The organism is Streptomyces sp. NPDC044921 (assembly GCF_056432865.1).
Map to the genome: position 1 here is coordinate 200,061 of NZ_JBWKIF010000015.1, position 17,517 is coordinate 217,577.

14 protein-coding genes are annotated in these 17,517 nt (G+C 74.2%); 9 read left to right on the plus strand and 5 right to left on the minus strand.

The annotated features are described in order from the left end of the window. Window positions 1–62: 62 nt before the first annotated feature. Window positions 63–1,865, plus strand: a complete 1,803-nt coding sequence (locus AC07DA_RS23975; protein ID WP_479130234.1) for an ABC transporter ATP-binding protein — start codon at window positions 63–65, stop codon at window positions 1,863–1,865. A gap of 43 nt (window positions 1,866–1,908) precedes the next feature. Then, the gene (gene mltG / locus AC07DA_RS23980; RefSeq protein WP_479130235.1) at window positions 1,909–2,751 is read left to right on the plus strand and encodes an endolytic transglycosylase MltG; all 843 of its coding nucleotides are present in this window, start codon (window positions 1,909–1,911) and stop codon (window positions 2,749–2,751) included. A gap of 58 nt (window positions 2,752–2,809) precedes the next feature. Here the strand turns inward: mltG and AC07DA_RS23985 are convergent, their stop codons facing one another. The 5 genes from AC07DA_RS23985 to AC07DA_RS24005 form a co-directional block, all read right to left on the minus strand. Next, window positions 2,810–3,886 carry an NAD(P)-binding domain-containing protein gene (locus tag AC07DA_RS23985; protein ID WP_479130236.1) on the minus strand — a complete coding sequence of 359 codons (1,077 nt, stop codon included), beginning with the start codon at window positions 3,884–3,886 and terminating at the stop codon, window positions 2,810–2,812. 37 nt (window positions 3,887–3,923) lie between these two features. Further along, the gene (locus AC07DA_RS23990; RefSeq protein WP_479130238.1) at window positions 3,924–4,952 is read right to left on the minus strand and encodes an ABC transporter substrate-binding protein; all 1,029 of its coding nucleotides are present in this window, start codon (window positions 4,950–4,952) and stop codon (window positions 3,924–3,926) included. Between the two features lie 71 nt (window positions 4,953–5,023). Beyond that, a complete protein-coding gene (locus tag AC07DA_RS23995; protein ID WP_479130239.1) occupies window positions 5,024–5,764 on the minus strand; it encodes an ABC transporter ATP-binding protein in 741 nt (246 codons plus the stop codon). Further along, window positions 5,737–6,606, minus strand: a complete 870-nt coding sequence (locus AC07DA_RS24000; RefSeq protein WP_479130240.1) for an ABC transporter permease — start codon at window positions 6,604–6,606, stop codon at window positions 5,737–5,739. Before AC07DA_RS24000 ends, AC07DA_RS23995 begins: the two co-directional genes overlap by 28 nt. Window positions 6,607–6,748: 142 nt before the next feature. Next, complete coding sequence (locus tag AC07DA_RS24005; RefSeq protein ID WP_313884353.1) at window positions 6,749–6,832, minus strand: putative leader peptide; 84 nt, start codon at window positions 6,830–6,832, stop codon at window positions 6,749–6,751. 122 nt (window positions 6,833–6,954) lie between these two features. Between AC07DA_RS24005 and AC07DA_RS24010 the strand changes: the two genes are divergently transcribed. From AC07DA_RS24010 to AC07DA_RS24040, 7 genes are all read left to right on the plus strand, one after another. Continuing rightward, window positions 6,955–7,377 carry a secondary thiamine-phosphate synthase enzyme YjbQ gene (locus AC07DA_RS24010; RefSeq protein ID WP_479130241.1) on the plus strand — a complete coding sequence of 141 codons (423 nt, stop codon included), beginning with the start codon at window positions 6,955–6,957 and terminating at the stop codon, window positions 7,375–7,377. Between the two features lie 161 nt (window positions 7,378–7,538). Further along, entirely contained in the window at window positions 7,539–10,727 is a 3,189-nt protein-coding gene (locus AC07DA_RS24015; RefSeq protein WP_479130242.1) for a SpoIIE family protein phosphatase, read from the plus strand. A 64-nt stretch (window positions 10,728–10,791) separates the two neighbouring features. Further along, window positions 10,792–12,342, plus strand: a complete 1,551-nt coding sequence (locus AC07DA_RS24020) for a sugar ABC transporter ATP-binding protein (RefSeq protein WP_479130243.1) — start codon at window positions 10,792–10,794, stop codon at window positions 12,340–12,342. Continuing rightward, window positions 12,339–13,391, plus strand: coding sequence for an ABC transporter permease (locus AC07DA_RS24025; protein ID WP_479130245.1), 1,053 nt, complete (start codon window positions 12,339–12,341; stop codon window positions 13,389–13,391). The genes AC07DA_RS24020 and AC07DA_RS24025 overlap by 4 nt, the downstream gene beginning before the upstream one ends. A gap of 32 nt (window positions 13,392–13,423) precedes the next feature. Then, complete coding sequence (locus AC07DA_RS24030; RefSeq protein ID WP_479130246.1) at window positions 13,424–14,587, plus strand: substrate-binding domain-containing protein; 1,164 nt, start codon at window positions 13,424–13,426, stop codon at window positions 14,585–14,587. Between the two features lie 167 nt (window positions 14,588–14,754). After that, on the plus strand, window positions 14,755–15,861 hold the full coding sequence (locus AC07DA_RS24035) for an FAD-dependent oxidoreductase (RefSeq protein ID WP_479130247.1): 1,107 nt from the start codon (window positions 14,755–14,757) through the stop codon (window positions 15,859–15,861). A 132-nt stretch (window positions 15,862–15,993) separates the two neighbouring features. Next, on the plus strand, window positions 15,994–17,400 hold the full coding sequence (locus AC07DA_RS24040) for a cytochrome P450 (RefSeq protein ID WP_479130249.1): 1,407 nt from the start codon (window positions 15,994–15,996) through the stop codon (window positions 17,398–17,400). The last annotated feature ends 117 nt before the right edge of the window (window positions 17,401–17,517 follow it).

The following is a 17,517-nucleotide window of genomic DNA, read 5'->3' on the forward strand; positions in this document are numbered from 1 at the left end:
GCCGGACGTCCGGGCCGTGCCCGCCGCGGTCCCTCCCGGCCCGACCGCCCTCGAAGGAGCCCATGCATCCCGATCACGAAGCCCCCTGGACCCCACCCGCCGGAGCGAAGGGACAGCCCCGGCAGGTCCGCCGCATCCTCCGGCTCTTCCGTCCCTACCGGGGCCGGCTCGCGATCGTCGGCCTGCTGGTCGGCGCCGCGTCCCTGGTCTCGGTCGCCACACCCTTCCTGCTGAAGGAGATCCTCGACGTCGCCATCCCCGAGGGACGCACGGGCCTGCTCAGCCTGCTGGCCCTCGGCATGATCCTCAGCGCCGTCCTCACCAGCGTCTTCGGCGTGCTCCAGACCCTGATCTCCACGACGGTCGGCCAGCGCGTCATGCACGACCTGCGCACCGCGGTCTACGGCCGCCTGCAGCGCATGTCCCTGGCGTTCTTCACGCGCACCCGCACCGGTGAGGTGCAGTCCCGCATCGCCAACGACATCGGCGGCATGCAGGCCACCGTCACCTCCACCGCGACGTCCCTGGTCTCGAACCTCACCAGCGTCGTCGCCACGATCGTCGCGATGGTCGTCCTCGACTGGCGCCTGACCGTCGTCTCGCTGCTGCTGCTCCCGGTGTTCGTGTGGATCAGCCGTCGCGTGGGCGACGAACGCCGGAGAATCACCACCCAGCGCCAGAAGCAGATGGCCGCCATGGCCGCCACCGTCACCGAGTCGCTCTCCGTCAGCGGCATCCTGCTCGGCCGCACGATGGGCCGCTCCGACTCGCTGACGAAGTCCTTCGCCGACGAGTCCGAGGAACTCGTGGACCTGGAGGTGCGGTCCAACATGGCCGGCCGGTGGCGCATGGCCGTCATCACGATCGTCATGGCCGCCCTGCCCGCCGTCATCTACTGGACCGCCGGCATGGCCCTCCAGCTGGGCGGCCCCGAGGTCTCCATCGGCACGATCGTCGCCTTCGTCTCGCTCCAGCAGGGCCTGTTCCGCCCCGCCGTCAGCCTGCTGTCGACCGGTGTGCAGATCCAGGCCTCGCTCGCCCTCTTCCAGCGCATCTTCGAATACCTCGACCTGCCGATCGACATCACCGAACGCCCGGACCCGGTCCACCTCGACCGGATCAGGGGCGAGGTCCGCTTCGAGCGCGTCTCCTTCGGCTACGACGACCAGGGCGCCCCGGTCCTCGACGGCATCGACCTCACCGTCCCGGCGGGCGGCAGCCTCGCCCTCGTCGGCCCGACCGGCGCCGGCAAGTCCACCCTCGGCTACCTGGTGCCGCGGCTCTACGACGTCACCGGCGGCCGGGTCACGCTCGACGGGATCGACGTCCGCGACCTCGACTTCGACACCCTGGCCCGCGCGGTCGGCGTCGTCTCGCAGGAGACGTACCTCTTCCACGCCTCGGTCGCCGACAACCTGCGCTTCGCCAAGCCCGACGCCACCGACGAGGAGCTGTACCGGGCGGCCGAGGCCGCACAGATCCACGACCACATCGCGTCCCTGCCCGACGGGTACGACACCGTCGTCGGCGAGCGCGGGCACCGCTTCTCCGGCGGTGAGAAGCAGCGCCTGGCCATCGCCCGCACCATCCTGCGCGACCCGCCGGTCCTGATCCTCGACGAGGCCACCAGCGCGCTGGACACCCGCACCGAGGCCGCCGTCCAGGACGCCATCGACGCCCTGTCGGCGAACCGCACCACGATCACCATCGCCCACCGGCTCTCCACCGTCCGGGGCGCCGACCAGATCGTCGTCCTCGACGGAGGCCGGGCCGTCGAGCGCGGTACGCACGAGGAACTCCTGCGGCGGGAGGGCCGGTACGCGGCGCTCGTACGCCGGGACGCCCAACTGGAACCGACAAGATGAAAATATGCCGGGTTTGTGGCGATATGCGGGTTACCGTGCCCGCATGCAGAAGAACACTCCGCCACGGAGCACGATTCGACTGACGCGCCGGGGCCGTATCGCCCTCGTCGTGACCGGGGCCGTCGTGGTCGGTACCGCCGTGGCGGTGCCGCTGCTGACGCTGGCGCCCGAGGAGGACAGCCGCCCCACCACCCTGGTCATCCCCGAGGGCTGGCGCGCGAGCCAGGTCTACGCCGCCGTCGACAAGGCCCTCGCCCTGCCCGCCGGCAGCACGAGGAAGTCCCTCGCCAAGGCGATGCTGAAACTGCCCAACGACGCCGAGGGCAACCCGGAGGGGTACCTCTTCCCGGCGACCTACCCGCTCCCGGAGAAGGCGAAGCCGGAGGAGCTGCTGAAGCTCATGGTCGACACCGCCAACGAGAAGTTCAACGGCGCACCCATCGCCGCCGGGGCGCAGCGCAACGCCATGAACGTCTACCAGGCCGTCACCATCGCCAGCATCGTCCAGGCGGAGGCCGCCACCCGCACCGACATGGGCAAGGTCGCCCGGGTGATCTTCAACCGCCTGGAGCGCGGCATGCCGCTGCAGATGGACTCCACCCTCAACTACGCCCTGAACCGCTCCACCCTGCGGACCACGGCCAGCGACACCCGGATCAACAGCCCCTACAACTCCTACCAGCGCATGGGCCTGCCGCCGACCCCCATCGACAACCCCGGCGAGGACGCCGTGCGCGCCGCCGTGAACCCGCCCCCGGGCGACTGGCTCTACTTCGTCACGGTCCGCCCGGGCGACACCCGCTTCACCGCCGACTACCGCGAACACACCCGCAACGTCGCGGAGTTCAACGCCCACCGGGCCAAGAGCGCGGGGGAGCGCCCGTGACGAGACCGACACAGGGAACCGCGCGAACGGCCGGGCGACGGCACGCCGCCGGAGCCGGCTACGCCGCGGCCGGTTCCCGCTCCAGCAGCCGCCTGATGTCACGCACCGCCGCCCGGCCCGCGCGGTTCGCGCCGATCGTGCTGGCCGAGGGGCCGTAGCCGACGAGGTGAACGCGGGGGTCGGCCGCCGCGCGCGTCCCCTCCATGCGGATGCCGCCACCGGGGCCGCGCAGCCGCAGCGGGGCGAGGTGGTCGATGGCGGCGCGGAAGCCGGTGGCCCACAGGATGACGTCGGCGCCGACGCGCCGGCCGTCGCTCCACTCGACCCCTTCCGGGGTGATCCGGTCGAACATCGGCTGCCGGTCCAGCACCCCGTCCTCGATGCCCTGCCGGATCGCGTCGTTCAGCGGCAGCCCGGTGACGGAGACCACGCTGCGGGGCGGCAGCCCCTGCCGCACCCGCTCCTCGACGAGCGCGACGGCCGCCCGGCCCGCGTCCTCGTCGAACGGGCCCTCGCGGAAGACGGGCGGCCGCCGGGTCACCCACGTGGTGGCCGCGGCGTACGGCGCGATCTCCAGCAGGTGCTGCGTGCCCGAGGCGCCACCGCCCACGACGACGACCCGCAGCCCGGCGAACTCCCGCGGCCCGGGATACTGCGCCGTGTGCACCTGCCGGCCGCGGAAGGTCTCCTGGCCCGGGTAACGCGGCCAGAACGGCCGGTCCCAGGTGCCGGTCGCGTTGATCAGCGCCCGGGCCGACCAGGTCCCGTCCGAGGTCTCCACCAGCAGCCGCCCGCCCGTGCCCTCGCGTACCGCCCGGACGTCGACCGGCCGCCGCACCCGCAGGTCGAAGGCCCGCTCGTACCGGTCGAAGTACGCGCTGATCACCTCGGCCGACGGCCGCTGCGGGTCCGCGCCCGTGAGCTCCATGCCCGGCAGCGCGTGCATCCCGTGCACCTTGCCGTACGTCAGCGACGGCCAGCGGAACTGCCAGGCGCCGCCCGGCCCGGGGGAGTGGTCCAGCACCACGAAGTCGCGCTCCGGCTCGAAACCGGACCGCCGCAGGTGATAGGCGCCGGCCAGACCGGCCTGACCCGCGCCCGTGACGACTACCTCGACCTCGCGTGTGCTGTTCACGTCTCCACCAACCACGCGACGGGCGTGGATCTTCCCGCTAGGAGGCCTCGGAGGGCCGGGCCGCCGAGGTCGACGGCGGCAGGTCGCCGTTGAACCGGGTGTCGGTGAACGCGGCGAAGTCGACCTTGCGCGGGATGAGCTTCAGCGCCGTGAACGTGTCGGCGATCTCCTGCTCCGAGGCGATCAGCGGCTCGTCGACCGCCACCGCGATCCTGGTCGTGTACGTCCGCTTCACCGCCGCCAGCGCCACGTCCTCGGGCAGCCCGGTGTCCTTCGCCCAGACCTTCGCCCACTCCTCCTCGTGGTCGTGGACCCAGGTGTAGGCGCGCCGCAGCCGCTCCAGGTAGTCCTTGACGGCGGCCGCCTTCTTCCCGTCCCTCAGCGCGGCGCGTGCGGCGACCTGGAAGGTGTGCCCGTTGGTCACCCCGTCGCCGTCGGTCAGCACCCGGCCCTGCCCGCCCTCGAGGACCTGCGAGGTGTACGGGTCCCAGACCGCCCACGCGTCCACCTTGCCGGCGGTGAACGCGGCCAGCGCGTCGGCCGGCTGGAGGTACTTGACCCGGACGTCGCTCGGCTTCAGCCCGGCCTTCTTCAGGGACGCCACCAGCTGGAAGTGCGCGGAGGAGCCCTGCGCGACGGCGACCGAGCGGCCCGCGAGCTGCTCGGGCCGCTTCAGGGGGGAGTCCTCCGGGACGAGGATGGTGTCGCCCTTGGAGGTGCCGTGCCAGGCCGCCACCACCTTGATCCGCGAGCCGGCCCCGGCGGCGAAGACCGGAGGGGTGTTGCCCACGCCGCCGATGTCGACGGCCCCCGCGTTGACGGCCTCCAGCAGGGGCGGGCCGGAGGTGAACGTCGACCACTTGATCCGGTAGCCGAGGCCCTCCAGTTCTCCCGCGGCCCGCAGGATGGCCTCCGAGCCGCCCTTCTGATCGCCGACGTTGATCGTCACCGGTCCCTGGCCGTCGGCGCCGCCGTCCGGCGTGCCGGCGGCCGACTTCCCGCCGCAGGCGGTGAGCAGCACGACCAGGGGGAGGAGCAGGGCGGCGGGAGCGAGACGTCGTCGCATGGCGGTTCCGTTCGTGTGGGTCGTACGGCAGGGGCGTACGAGAGGGGGCCTTGGGTCGTGCGCGGGGTGGTTCAGGCGGCGTCGGCGGCCGTCGCCCCGACGCCGAGGCGTTCCAGGAGGCCGGCGCGCAGCGCGGCGAACCGCGGGTCGGTGATGTCGCGGGGCCGGTCGAGGCCGATGCGCTGCTCGTGCGCGATGACGCCGCCGTCCATCACCAGGACCCGGTCGGCCAGCAGCACGGCCTCCTCGACGTCATGGGTGACGAGCAGCACCGCGCAGCCCCGGCGCTGCCACAACTCGCCCACCAGCCGCTGGGCCTTGACGCGGGTGAGCGCGTCGAGGGCGCCGAACGGCTCGTCGAGCAGCAGCAGATCGGGCTCGCGCACCAACGCCCGCGCGAGGGACGCGCGTTGGGCCTCACCGCCGGACAGGGTCTTCGGCCAGGCGTCCGAGCGGTGGCCCAGGCCCACCTCCTCCAGGGCCCGCTCGGCCACGGCACGCTCGGGCCTGCCGGGCAGGCCGAGCAGGACGTTGCGCCACACTTTCTTCCACGGCATCAGCCGCGGCGACTGGAAGGCGACGGCCTTGCGGCGCGGCACCAGCACGGTGCCCTCGATGTCACGGTCGAGCCCGGCGAGAATGCGCAGCAGCGTCGACTTGCCGCAGCCGCTGCGGCCGAGCAGGGCCACGAACTCGCCCGGCCGGACGTCCAGTCGCAGGTCGTCGATGACGGCGCGCCCGTCGAAGGAGCGGCTGAGCCCCGCGACGTGGACGGCCTGCGGGGTCACCGGCCGGTGAACGTCGGTCGCCATTGCAGCAGCAGCCTTTCGAGGGAGCGGACGATGAAGTCGGCGAGCAGACCGAGGAAGGCGTAGACGACGAGGCAGACCACGATCACGTCGGTGCGCAGGAAGTCCCGCGCCTGCACCATGAGGAACCCGATGCCGGAGTCGGCGTTGACCTGCTCGGCGAAGACCAGCGCGAGCCAGGCGATGCCGAGCGAGTAGCGCAGGCCGGTCATCGCGCCGGGCAGCGCGCCCGGCAGGACGACGTGCCGCACGAGTCCCCGGCGCGTCAGCCCCAGCGACTCGCCGGCCTCGATCAACTGGGCGTCCACGCCCCGGATCCCGGCGTAGACGTTGAGGTAGAGCGGGAAGGTCACGCCGAGCGTGATGATGGCGACCTTGGGGGCCTCGCCGATGCCGAACCAGATGATGAACAGCGGGATGAGACCCACGAACGGCACGGTCCGCAGCATCTGCACCGGCGCGTCCACCAGGTCCTCGCCGATCCGGAACAGCCCCGACAGGAGGGCGAGACCCGTACCGACGACGAGGCCGAGCAGCAGCCCGGCGGCGACCCGGCGCAGCGAGGTGCCCATGGCCGCGGGCAGCGAACCGTCGGCCACCATGTCCCCGGCGACGCGGGCGATCCGGCCCGGCGAGGCGAGGACGCCGGCGGGCAGTACGCCGGTGCTGCTGAGGAGTTGCCAGAGCGCCAGCAGCAGGACCGGACCGCTGGTGCGCCGCAGCCGGCGGGGGACACGAGCCCGGCGGGAGGAGGCCGGGACCAGGGGCTGAAGATCGGGGTCGGAACCCGCTACGGGCGACATGTCGGGTTTTGAAGGGGTGGGTGGGGCATCGCTGATGCTCATGAGGGCTCCACGGGACGGAAGCGGGGGGCCGGGGTGCGGGCACGCCTCGCACGCGCCTCACGCCGACGGCAGCGTGGTCAGTGCCGGTCGGCGGGCAGGCGCGAGGAAGGCCGGGAGGGGAAGGCGCAGGGGGAGGAGGGCGTCAGCGGCCGCGGCGACACGCGGCGGAGGCCACCCGCAGCAGGTCGATGTGACCGCGCGTGGTGAGCAGGGCTGAACGCAACATGCCGCAGAACCTAGCCAGATGGCATGCGCACGGTCAACGGGCGTCTCGTCCAGTGGACTCCGCTCCCGGGACACGGTCGGGCGGGTCCGGGCGGAACCCGCCGGGTGCGTCAGGATGGAGGCATGTCAGATGCCTTCACCACCCGAGTTCTGCACGTCACCACCGGTTCCACGGAGAGGGTCGTCGACATCACCGGCGACTGCGAGTCCTTCCTGCGTGAGGCGGCCGCGGGCCGCGACGGCCTGCTCAACGTCTTCGTCCCGCACGCGACGGCCGGCATCGCCGTGCTGGAGACCGGCGCCGGCAGCGACGACGACCTCCTGGCCGCGCTGCACACGCTGCTGCCCGCCGACGACCGCTGGCAGCACCGGCACGGCAGCCCCGGCCACGGCCGCGACCACGTCCTGCCGGCCCTCGTCCCGCCGCACGCGACCCTGCCGGTCCTCGGCGGGCGGCTGGAGCTCGGCACCTGGCAGTCGGTGTGCCTGGTCGACACCAACCGGGACAACCCGGACCGCAAGGTGCGGCTCAGCTTCTTGGGGTGAGGGCCGTCCGGCCCGCCCGGCCGGGGCTCCCCGCGCCCGGGCCGCTCCGCCGCACCCGTGACGCCTGCCCGTAATGCCCGTATCCTCATCAATGCGATGTCCTTGTCCGAGAAGGTGCTGTGCGGAGCGGCGGACAGGCGCGGGCGTGAGTGAGGCGGAGCGTGGTTCGGTCCGGCGAGGAACCCCAGCCGGCGGGTCGTGCGACTGAGGGCACGGGGCCCGCCCTTCTGCGCGAGCGGTTCCTGCAGGGCGAGCCGGTCGCGTCGGGGGTCCGGACGCCCATCCTGAACTCGTGGCAGCGCTGCCGGTCGCTGGGCCTGTCGCCGGACCAGGCGGACCTGCCCTACACCGAGGACTTCGACCCGGGCGGGCGGATCGTCCGCGCGGCCCTGCCGGTGCTCGACCGGCTGCAGGCGGCGTTCTCCGGCAGCCAGGTCAACATCTCGGTGGCCGACGCCCACGGGGCGGTCCTGCTGCGGCGCTTCGGGGACCCGGAGATGGCACGGACCCTCCCGCCGATCCAGGTCGTCCCGGGGTTCGTCTTCGCCGAGCAGGTCGCCGGCACCAACGGCATCGGTCTGGCCCTGGCGGAGCGGCAGCTCATCCACGTCTACGGTGCCGAGCACTTCGCCGAGCGCTCCCAGCAGAGCGCCTGCGTCGCACTGCCCGTCCGCGACCCGCTCAGCGGCCGCATCGAGGGCGTCCTGTGCTTCGGCTACCCGCGCGGCTTCGAACGCCCCGGGCTGGGCGTCGCCATCCGCCGGGCGGCCGAGGTCGTCGAACGCAGACTGCTCGGGCAGAGCTCCGCGCACGAACGGGCCCTGCTGCGCGCGTACCGGGCCGCCGGGGCGGGGGCCGCCGGGCCCGCGGGTCTGGCGCTGGACGCGCTCGCCGACGTCCTGCCCCCTCGTGACCAGGCCCTCCTGCGGGAGAAGGCCGCCGAACTCATCTCCGGCGCGCAGCGGGCCGCGGTGGAGGTGCCCCTGTCCGGCGGGCGGCGCGTGACGCTCGTGAGCCGACCGATGACCAGCGCCTCCGGGGTGCGGGGCTTCGCCGTGGAGGCCGTACTGACGGGGCTGTCGGCGGAGCGGCACCTCGTCCTGACGCACCAGACGGACACGCCCCCGGACCGCCTCTCGGCCATGATCGCCCCGCCGTCCGCCCGCACGTCGCTCGCACCCCCGTCGGGCGTCCTGTCCGCGGGACCCGCCGGGGTGACGGCGAGCGGCGGGGGCGGGGGCCGGGGAGCGGCGGACGGCACGGCTGGCACCACCGGCAGGACGGGCACCAGCAGCACCACCGGCACGACGGGCAACGCCGGATCCCTCAGCACCGGAGCGGGGGTCGCCACGACGAGCATGGGAGGCGCCGCCGGCACGGGAGGCACGGCGGGCGCGGGTGGCGCTACCGGCACGGGTGGCGCGGCCGGTGTGGGGGGTGCCACGAGCATGGGAGGCACGGCGGGCGCGGGTGGTGCCACCGGCGCGGGTGGCGCGGCCAGCACGGGTGGCGCGGGAGGCGCCTCCGGCATGGGGGGCGCCACCGCCACGGATGGCGCCACCGCCACGGATGGCACCACCGGCACGGCCGGCATCAGCAGCCCACCCGCCATCAGCAGCCCACCTGCCACGAGCGGCTCCGGCTTCCCGGCCCGTGGTCTGCTCATGGTCGGTGAACCGCACGTCGGCGCGTACGCCCTGGCCGCGCGCCGGCGCCTGGAGTTGCTGTCCGAGGCCAGCGCCCGCATCGGCACCACCCTGGACGTCCGCCGCACCGCCGAGGAACTGGCCGAGACGGCCGTGCCCCGGCTGGCCGACTTCGTCACCATCGACCTGCCCGACGCCGTCCTGCGCGGCGAGGAGTCGGCCGATCCCCTGGCCGACCTGCGTCGCACGGTCGTCCACGGAGTCCGGGAGGGACTGCCCTTCACCCCGCCCGGCAAGCGCATCGACTACGGCCCGACCGCCCCGCAGCTGCGCTGCCTGGCCACCGGCGAGGCCGTGCTGGAGCCCGACCTGGAGGCCGCGGCGGGCTGGCTCGCCCAGGACCCCGAGCACACCGCGCGCCTGCTCGCCCACGTCCGCTCCCTCATCGCGGTGCCCCTGCTCGCCCGCGGCGTCGTCCTGGGCATCGTCGGCTTCTACCGCGCCGGGGGCTCCTTCGGGGACGACGACCGCTCGCTCGCCCGGGAACTCGCCACCCGCGCCGCCCTGTCCATCGACAACGCCCGCCGCTACACCCACGAACGCGCCATGGTCCTGGCCCTCCAGCGCAGGCTCCTGCCGCACGGCCTGCCCGACCAGGACACCGTCGAGGTCGCCCACCGCTACCTGCCCGCCGAGTCCGACGTGGGCGGCGACTGGTACGACGTCATCCCGCTCTCCGGGGCCCGGGTCGGGCTCCTCGTCGGGGACGTCGTCGGCCACGGCATGCTGTCCGCCGCGACCATGGGCCGGCTGCGCACCGCCGCCCGCAGCTACGCCGAGCTCGACTTCCCGCCGGACGAGGTCCTCACCCACCTCGACAACCTCGTGGGCCGCCTCGACCGCGAGGACCCCGACGGCAAGGGCGCCGGCGTGATCGGCGCGACCTGCCTGTACGCCGTGTACGACCCCGCCGCCCAGACGTGTCTGATGGCCCGGGCCGGCCACCCCCCGCCCGCACTCGTCCGCCCCGACGGCACCGTGACCTACCCCGACCTGCCCGCCGGGCCCCCGCTCGGCCTCGGCGGCCTGCCCTTCGACGCGGTGGAGATCGGCCTTCCCGAGGGCAGCCAGCTCGTGCTGTACACGGACGGGCTCATCGAGGACCGGCACCGCGACGTCGACGTGGTCCTGGACCGGTTGCGCGAGGCGCTGGCCCACCCGGACCGCGCCCCCGAGGACACCTGCCGGGCGGTCCTGGACACCGTGGCGCCGGCCCATCCGCACGACGACATCGCCCTGCTCGTGGCCCGCGTCCACGGGATGGACCCGGACCGGATCGCCACCTGGGAACTGTCCGCCGACCCGGCGCTCGTCGGCGAGGTCCGGGCCTCCGCCCTGCGGCGCCTGACCGACTGGGGCCTCGACGAGACCGCGTTCGCCGCCGAGCTGATCCTCAGCGAGCTGATCACCAACGCCATGCGGCACGGCACCGGGCCGATCCGGGTACGGCTGCTGTACGGACGCACCCTGATCTGCGAGGTCTCCGACGCCAGCAACACCGCCCCGCACCTGCGCCGGGCGGCCAGTACCGACGAGGGCGGACGCGGGCTGTTCCTCGTCGCCCAGCTCTCGCAGACCTGGGGCACGCGCTACCTCCCCGAGGGCAAGGTCATCTGGGCCGAGTGCGGGCTCGACGCGGCCTGAAGCGGCCCGGCCCGTCGGCGTCCCGAACCCCTGAAAATCGCCCCAAATGCTGTAATTTGTTCGAGTGCGCGACGCTCCCGACACTTCGACGAAGGCGCCCTCGCCCTTCGGCCCGGAGCCCCTGGTCCGGATCCGCGGGCTGGGCAAACGGTACGGCGGGACCGTCGCGCTGGCCGGGGTCGACCTCGACGTCCACACGGGCAGCGTGCTCGCCCTGCTCGGACCCAACGGCGCCGGCAAGACCACCCTCATCAAGATCCTCGCCGGTGTCGAACACGCCGACACGGGCCGGATCACCGTCGCCGGTGAGCCCCTCGGCAGCCACGCCGCGGCCCGGAGCATGTCCTTCATCCACCAGGACCTCGGGCTCGTGGACGAGATGACGGTCGCCGAGAACATCGCCCTGACCACGGGTTACGCCCGCCGGTCCGGGCTGATCTCCTGGCGGCGCACCCGAGCGGCCTGCGTCGGCGCCCTGGGGACCGTCGCCGGGCACCTCGACCCCGACGCGCGGACCGGCGACCTCGCCCCGGCCGACCGCTCGCTGGTCGCGATCGCCCGGGCCCTGGCGGCCCGCGCGCGGCTCATCGTCCTCGACGAGCCCACCGCCCGCCTGCCGGCCGCGGACAGCGCCCGGCTCTTCCGGGTGCTGCACGGCCTGCGCGACCGGGGACACGCCCTGCTCTACGTCAGCCACCGCCTGGACGAGGTGTGCGAGGTGGCCGACGCCTACGCCGTCCTGCGCGACGGCCGCCTCGTCAGCCAGGGCCGGCTGACCGGCCACAGCCCCGCCCGCCTGGTGCGCGACATCGTCGGCGCGGAGGCCCGGCCGGCCGCGCCCCGACCCGCCGGGCCCCCGCCCGGCGCACCCCCCGTGCTGACCCTCGACGGCGTCCGGACCGCGCGGACGGGCCCGGTCGGCCTGAGTCTCGCGGCGGGGGAGGCCCTCGGCCTGGTCGGTCTCTCGGACGCCGGTCACACGGACCTGGGCCGGGCCCTCGCCGGCGTCCGCCCCCTGCTGGAAGGACGGGCCGTGCTCCAGGGGCGGCCGTACCGCCCGCGCGACGTCGCGGAGGCGGTCCGCCGCGGCGTCGGCCTCGTCCCGGGCGACCGGCTGCGGGAGGGCTGCCTCGCCGGGCTGACCGTGCGGGAGAACCTCCTGGCCAACCCCCGCGCGGCAGGAGGCCGCGCCCCGCGCTGGATCGGCCCCCGGGCCGAACGCGCCCGGGCCGCCGCCCTCGTGGACCGGTTCTCGGTCCACCCCCGCGACACCGAGGCGCCCGTGGCGACCCTCTCCGGCGGAAACCAGCAGAAGGTGGTGATCGGCCGCTGGCTGCGGGCGGATCCGCGGCTGCTGATCCTGGAGGAGCCGACCGCGGGCGTGGACGTCGGCGCCAAGGCCACGATCCACCGCCTGCTCGCCGAGGCACTGGAGGCGGGACTGGCGGTCCTGCTGCTGTCCACCGACTTCGAGGAGGTCGCGGGCGTGTGCCGGCGCGTCCTGGTCTTCGTCCGCGGGACCGTGACGGCCGAACTGAGCGGCCCCGACCTCACCGTCGCCGGACTCACCCGGGCGGCCTCGGCCCTGCCCCCGTCCACCGCCGCGCCCGCATGACGACGCCACCCGAGCCCCGGCACCGTCCGGGCGGGCACCACGTCGGCGCCTACGGTCTGCTCGCCCTCACCGCCCTGCTCTGCCTGGTCTTCTCCCTGGCCCTGCCGGACACCTTCCCCACCCCGGACACCCTGGACGCGATCCTGTCCAGCCAGGCCATCCCCGCCGTCCTGGCGCTCGCCGCGACCGTGCCCATCGTCACCGGCGCGTTCGACCTCTCCCTCGGCTACGGACTCGGCCTCGCCCACGTGATGGTGATGCAGCTCGTCGTCACCCTCGGCTGGCCCTGGCCGCTCGCCTGCCTCACCGTGATCGTCGGGGGACTGGCCGTGGGCGTGCTCAACGGCGTGATCGTCGAGTTCGGACGGATCGACTCCTTCATCGCCACCCTCGGCACCGGCAGCATGATGTACGCGGTGACCGGCTGGATCACCGACGGAGGCCGGATCGTGCCGGGCCCCCAGGGCCTGCCGCCGGCCTTCACCGACCTCTACGACTCCTCGTTCCTCGGCCTGCCGGTCCCCGCCTTCTACGTGCTCGCCCTCACCGTCGCCCTCTGGGTGCTGCTGGAACGGCTGCCGCTCGGCCGCTACCTCCACGTCGTCGGGTCCAACCCGCGCGCCGCCGACCTCCTCGGTGTCCCGAGGCGCAGGTACACCGTCTACGCCTTCGCCGTCTCGGGGCTCCTCGTCGGCTTCGCCGGGGTGCTGCTCGCGGCGCAGCAGCAGATCGGCAACCCGAGCGTCGGCCTGGACTACCTGCTCCCGGCGTTCGTGGGCGCCCTCCTCGGCTCCACGGCGATCAAGCCGGGCCGGCCCAACGCCCCCGGCACGGTCGTCGCCGTGGCCGTCCTCGCCGTCGGCCTCACCGGCATCGCCCAGCTGGGCGCCGAGTTCTGGACGGTCCCGCTGTTCCACGGCGGCACACTGCTCCTCGCCGTGGGCCTCGCCGGATACGCCGCCCGCCGCCGGCTGCGCGGCGGTGCCGCGGCCCCCGGTCCCCCCGCCGCTCCGCCCACGCCCCCGGAAGCCGGCCCGCCGCGGCCCTGACCGTTCTCCTCGATCCCCTGACAGGAGCTCCCGTGCACCGCACCCGTAAGGCCCCCCGCGCGCTCGCTGCCGCGCGGCTCGCCTCGTGCGCCCTGCTGACGGCGGTCGCCGCCCTCACCGGATGCGAACGCGGCTCCTCCGAGGGCGCGGACGAGACCACGACCGGTTCGAGCGGCTGCCCCGCCGTCCACGCCCGGGCCCGGGAGGCCGTCGCCCGGGCCGAGCGCACCGACATCCCCTGGGGCGGACCGGCCGGCGGCCCCCGGGCGGTGCCCGGCAGGAGCCTGGTCTACGTCGCCCAGACCATGACCAACCCCGGTGTCGCGGGCGCCGCGAACGGCGTACGGCAGGCCGCCCGGGTCATCGGCTGGGACGTCCGGGTGATCGACGGCGGCGGCACCCCGGCCGGCATCCAGGCGGCCATGAGCGAGGCCGTGGCCCTGCGGCCCTCGGGCATCGTCATCGGCGGCTTCGACCCCGGCTCGACGGCGCAGCAGGTCGCCCGGGCCCAGGCCCGGCGCATCCCGCTCGTCGGCTGGCACGCGGTGGCCTCTCCCGGCCCCAGCCGGCGGCCCGCCCTCTTCACCAACGTCACCACCCGGGTCGAGGACGTCGCCCGCATCAGCGCGCAGTGGGTCATCGCCGACTCCGGGGGCCGGGCCGGCGTCGTCCTCATCACCGACGCCTCGATCCCGTTCGCCAGGAACAAGTCCGACCTGATCCGGCGGGAGCTGACGCGCTGCCGGGGCGTGCGGCTGCTGTCGGTGGCGAACATCCCGATCCCGGACGCCGCGAGCCGCACCCCGCGGGAGGTCTCCTCGCTGCTGTCCCGCTTCCAGGACCGCTGGACCCACTCGGTCGCCATCAACGACCTGTACTTCGCCGACGCCGCCCCCGCCTTCCGCGCGGCCGGCGAGAAGGGCTCGGGCCCGCCCTTCAACATCGGCGCGGGCGACGGCGACCCGTCCGCCTTCCAGCGCGTCAACAGCCGGCAGTACCAAGCAGCCACGGTGCCCGAACCGCTGTCCCTGCAGGGCTGGCAGATCGTCGACGAGTTCAACCGCGCCTTCTCCGGCCGCCCGGCCAGCGGGTACGTGGCCCCGGTGCACATCGCCACGGCCCGCAACAGTGAGGGTGCCACGACCTGGGACCCGTCCGGCTACCGGGAGGCCTACCGGAGGATCTGGGGGAGGTGAGCGCCGGTGTGCGTGCCGATCCCTTCACGGAACATGCACCGGACCCCAGGCTCCCTTTAAGTTTCAAGCGCTAGGCTCGCCGTCAGTCGAGTGGCCGCCGGGGCCGAACCGAGCGGGGCCCGTCCACGGCGGCACTCGCACCCTCCACCGGGCACAGGAGACTGGGCGTGTACGACGGCGACGTAGTGGTGATCGGCGGTGGTTACGCCGGTGTCCGGCTGGCGAAGCGCCTGGACGGCACGGCCCGGGTCACGCTGGTGGACCGCAAGGAGGTCTTCTTCCACCGTGTCGCCTCCCTGCGCGCCGGTGTGCGGCCCGAGTGGACGCACACGCCCTTCATCCCGTACGACCGGCTGCTGCACCACGGCCGCGTGGTCTCCGGCAAGGCCGTCCGCGTCGACACCGCCGAGCGGCAGGTCGCCCTCGCCACCGGCGAACGGCTGCCCTACGACGTCGTCGTGATCGCCACCGGCGCCGACTACCCCGAACCGGCCCGCTTCACCGGCACCACCACCGAGGAGGCGGCCAAGTCCTTCGCCGAGCACCAGCGCACCATCGCCGCGGCCCGGCACGTCCTGGTCGTCGGCGGTGGCCCCGGCGGCGTCGAGCTCGGTGCCGAGATCCGCCTCGCCCACCCCGACGCCCGGGTCACCCTCGCCCACTCCGGCCCGGCCCTGCTCCACTCCACCGGCGGCGAGCGGCCCGGACGCAAGGCCCTGGCCTGGCTGGAGTCCCACGACGTGCGGGTGCGGCTGGACTCCTTCATGTCGCCGGGCAGCGACTTCGGCACCTACCGCGACGCCCGGGGCGCCGTCGTCGAGGCCGACCTCTCCTTCTGGGCGACCGGCACCACGCCCAACACCCTCTGGCTCCGCCTGGCCGGGCACGGGGACTGGCTCAACGGGTCCGGGCACGTGAAGGTCGACCGCACCCTCCGTGTCGAGGGCAGGGTGGACGTCTTCGCCGTCGGCGACGTGAACGACGTCTCCGAACTCAAGATCACCCCCGCCGCGCTCGCCCAGGCCGACCTCGCCGCCCACAACATCCGCGCCTACCTGCAGAGTCCGGGCAAGCACCGCAAGGAGCCCCGCCACTACCGGCCGGTCCACCGCACGCCGCTCGTCGTGCCGTTCGGCCCGGCCGACGGCCTGACCGTGCTGCCCGTGCCGGGCGGCGAGTCCGCCGTCCTCGGCAGCCGCACCACCACCCTCGCCAAGGCGAAGACCCTGATGACGCCCTACATGCGCCGCCAACTCGGTTACACCGCCGCCTGATCCGCCCCCGGCCCCGTCCCCACCCACCCCCCGTCGTTACCCGCGAGTCGCACCTGGGGTAGGGTCCCCTACCGTTTCCGGTCACCGACTGATGGTGTGCCGGTACAGGGCGTGTCGGAGGGTGGCAAGACGATGGACTCCCAGTGGGACGACGGCGGATCCGTGGACCTGGACGACACGCGGCTGGAGACGCTGAGTCCCGAACCGCTGCTGACCCGGGACTACGAGACGCGTCCCTCCCTCGTGTACGAGCGGCTGCGGCAGCGGCACGGCCCGGTCGCGCCCGTCGACCTGCTGGGCGTGCCCGCCTGGCTCGTCCTCGGCTACCGCGAGGCGCTCCAGGTGCTCCAGGACGACGACGGCTGGCCCAAGGGGCTGGAGAACTGGCGCGCCCGTTCCGAGGGCCGGGTGCCCTCCGACTGGCCGCTCGGCCCGTCCCTGGAGGTCAACCACATCCTGATCCAGGGCGGCCCCGGCTACCGGCCGCTGCGCACCGCCTGGGACGTCGCGCTCAAGCCCTTCCAGGACCCGCGCCACCCGCAGGCCAAGCGCCTGAAGTCCGCCGTCACCGCCTACGCCGACGAGCTGATCACCCTGATCGGACAGGGCGGCAGGACCGGTGTGGCCGACCTGTCCGCCCAGTTCTCCCGGCCCCTGCCGCTGATGGTGGCCAGCCATCTGCTCGGCTTCCCCGGCTCCCAGGGCGACGACGCGCTGATGGACATGTGGCGGGTGCTGGACGCGGGCCCGGACGCCGAGGCCGCGCTGGAGCGGCTGCTGGCGACCCTCGCGGAACTGGCCGCGCAGAAGCTGCGGCAGCCCGGCGACGACTTCCCCTCCTACCTGCTGGCCGCCCACCCCGACCTGTCGCTCGACCATCTGGCCCGCGAACTGTTCATGCTCCTCGGCATGACCTCCGACCACGTCGGCATCCTCATCTCCAACACCGTCGTGGAGGTCATCTCGGGGGAGAGCAGCGTGCGCGCCAGCCTGTCCGCCGGGATGGTCAGGGAGACCATGAACCGGGTCGTCATGCGCAAGCCGCCGCTGGTGAACTTCGTCCCGCGCTTCGCGGCCCGGGACACCCCGCTCGGCAACTACACCATCCGGGCCGGCGACCCGGTGTGGGTCTCCTCGGCCGCCGCGCACGCCGATCCGCTCTTCGCCGACCACGTCGCCTCCGGCACCACCATCAGCACCCGGGCGCACCTGTCCTGGGGAGCGGGGCCGCGCCAGTGCCCGGCCCGCGAACTCGCCTCGACGGTCGCGGCGGTCGGGGCGGGACGCGTCTTCGAGCGGTTCGACCACCTCGACCTGGCCCTGCCCGCCGACCAACTGCCCTGGCGTTCCTCCCCGTTCATGCGCGGCCTGCGCTCGCTGCCCGTGCGCTACGAGCTCGCCCCGACGCCCGTGCGCCGGGCGGGGACGGTGGACGACCCGGCCCCGGGGGTGGCGCAGGAGGTCCTGCCCGACCCGTCCGCCCGGCAGCGCTCCTCGCTGTGGCGCTACCTGACCGGCCTGATCCGCGGCGGCCGCTGACCGGGAGGGACCGGGCCGAACACCCATCCGGCCCCGTCGTTCCTCCCGGGTTCCCGGGTACGGTCTCCCGCCGTACGGGTGACGAACGGCGCTGTTCGGCGGCCCGGAGCCTCTGAG

Excerpts from the sequence above, each read along its gene's own strand:
- AC07DA_RS23975 (WP_479130234.1), top strand. The coding sequence starts at position 63 with ATGCATCCCGATCACGAAGCCCCCTGGACCCCACCCGCCGGAGCGAAG.
- mltG (WP_479130235.1), top strand. The coding sequence starts at position 1,909 with ATGCAGAAGAACACTCCGCCACGGAGCACGATTCGACTGACGCGCCGG.
- AC07DA_RS23990 (WP_479130238.1), bottom strand. The coding sequence starts at position 4,952 with ATGCGACGACGTCTCGCTCCCGCCGCCCTGCTCCTCCCCCTGGTCGTG.
- AC07DA_RS23995 (WP_479130239.1), bottom strand. The coding sequence starts at position 5,764 with ATGGCGACCGACGTTCACCGGCCGGTGACCCCGCAGGCCGTCCACGTC.
- AC07DA_RS24000 (WP_479130240.1), bottom strand. The coding sequence starts at position 6,606 with ATGAGCATCAGCGATGCCCCACCCACCCCTTCAAAACCCGACATGTCG.
- AC07DA_RS24005 (WP_313884353.1), bottom strand. The coding sequence starts at position 6,832 with ATGTTGCGTTCAGCCCTGCTCACCACGCGCGGTCACATCGACCTGCTG.
- AC07DA_RS24010 (WP_479130241.1), top strand. The coding sequence starts at position 6,955 with ATGTCAGATGCCTTCACCACCCGAGTTCTGCACGTCACCACCGGTTCC.
- AC07DA_RS24025 (WP_479130245.1), top strand. The coding sequence starts at position 12,339 with ATGACGACGCCACCCGAGCCCCGGCACCGTCCGGGCGGGCACCACGTC.
- AC07DA_RS24040 (WP_479130249.1), top strand. The coding sequence starts at position 15,994 with ATGGACTCCCAGTGGGACGACGGCGGATCCGTGGACCTGGACGACACG.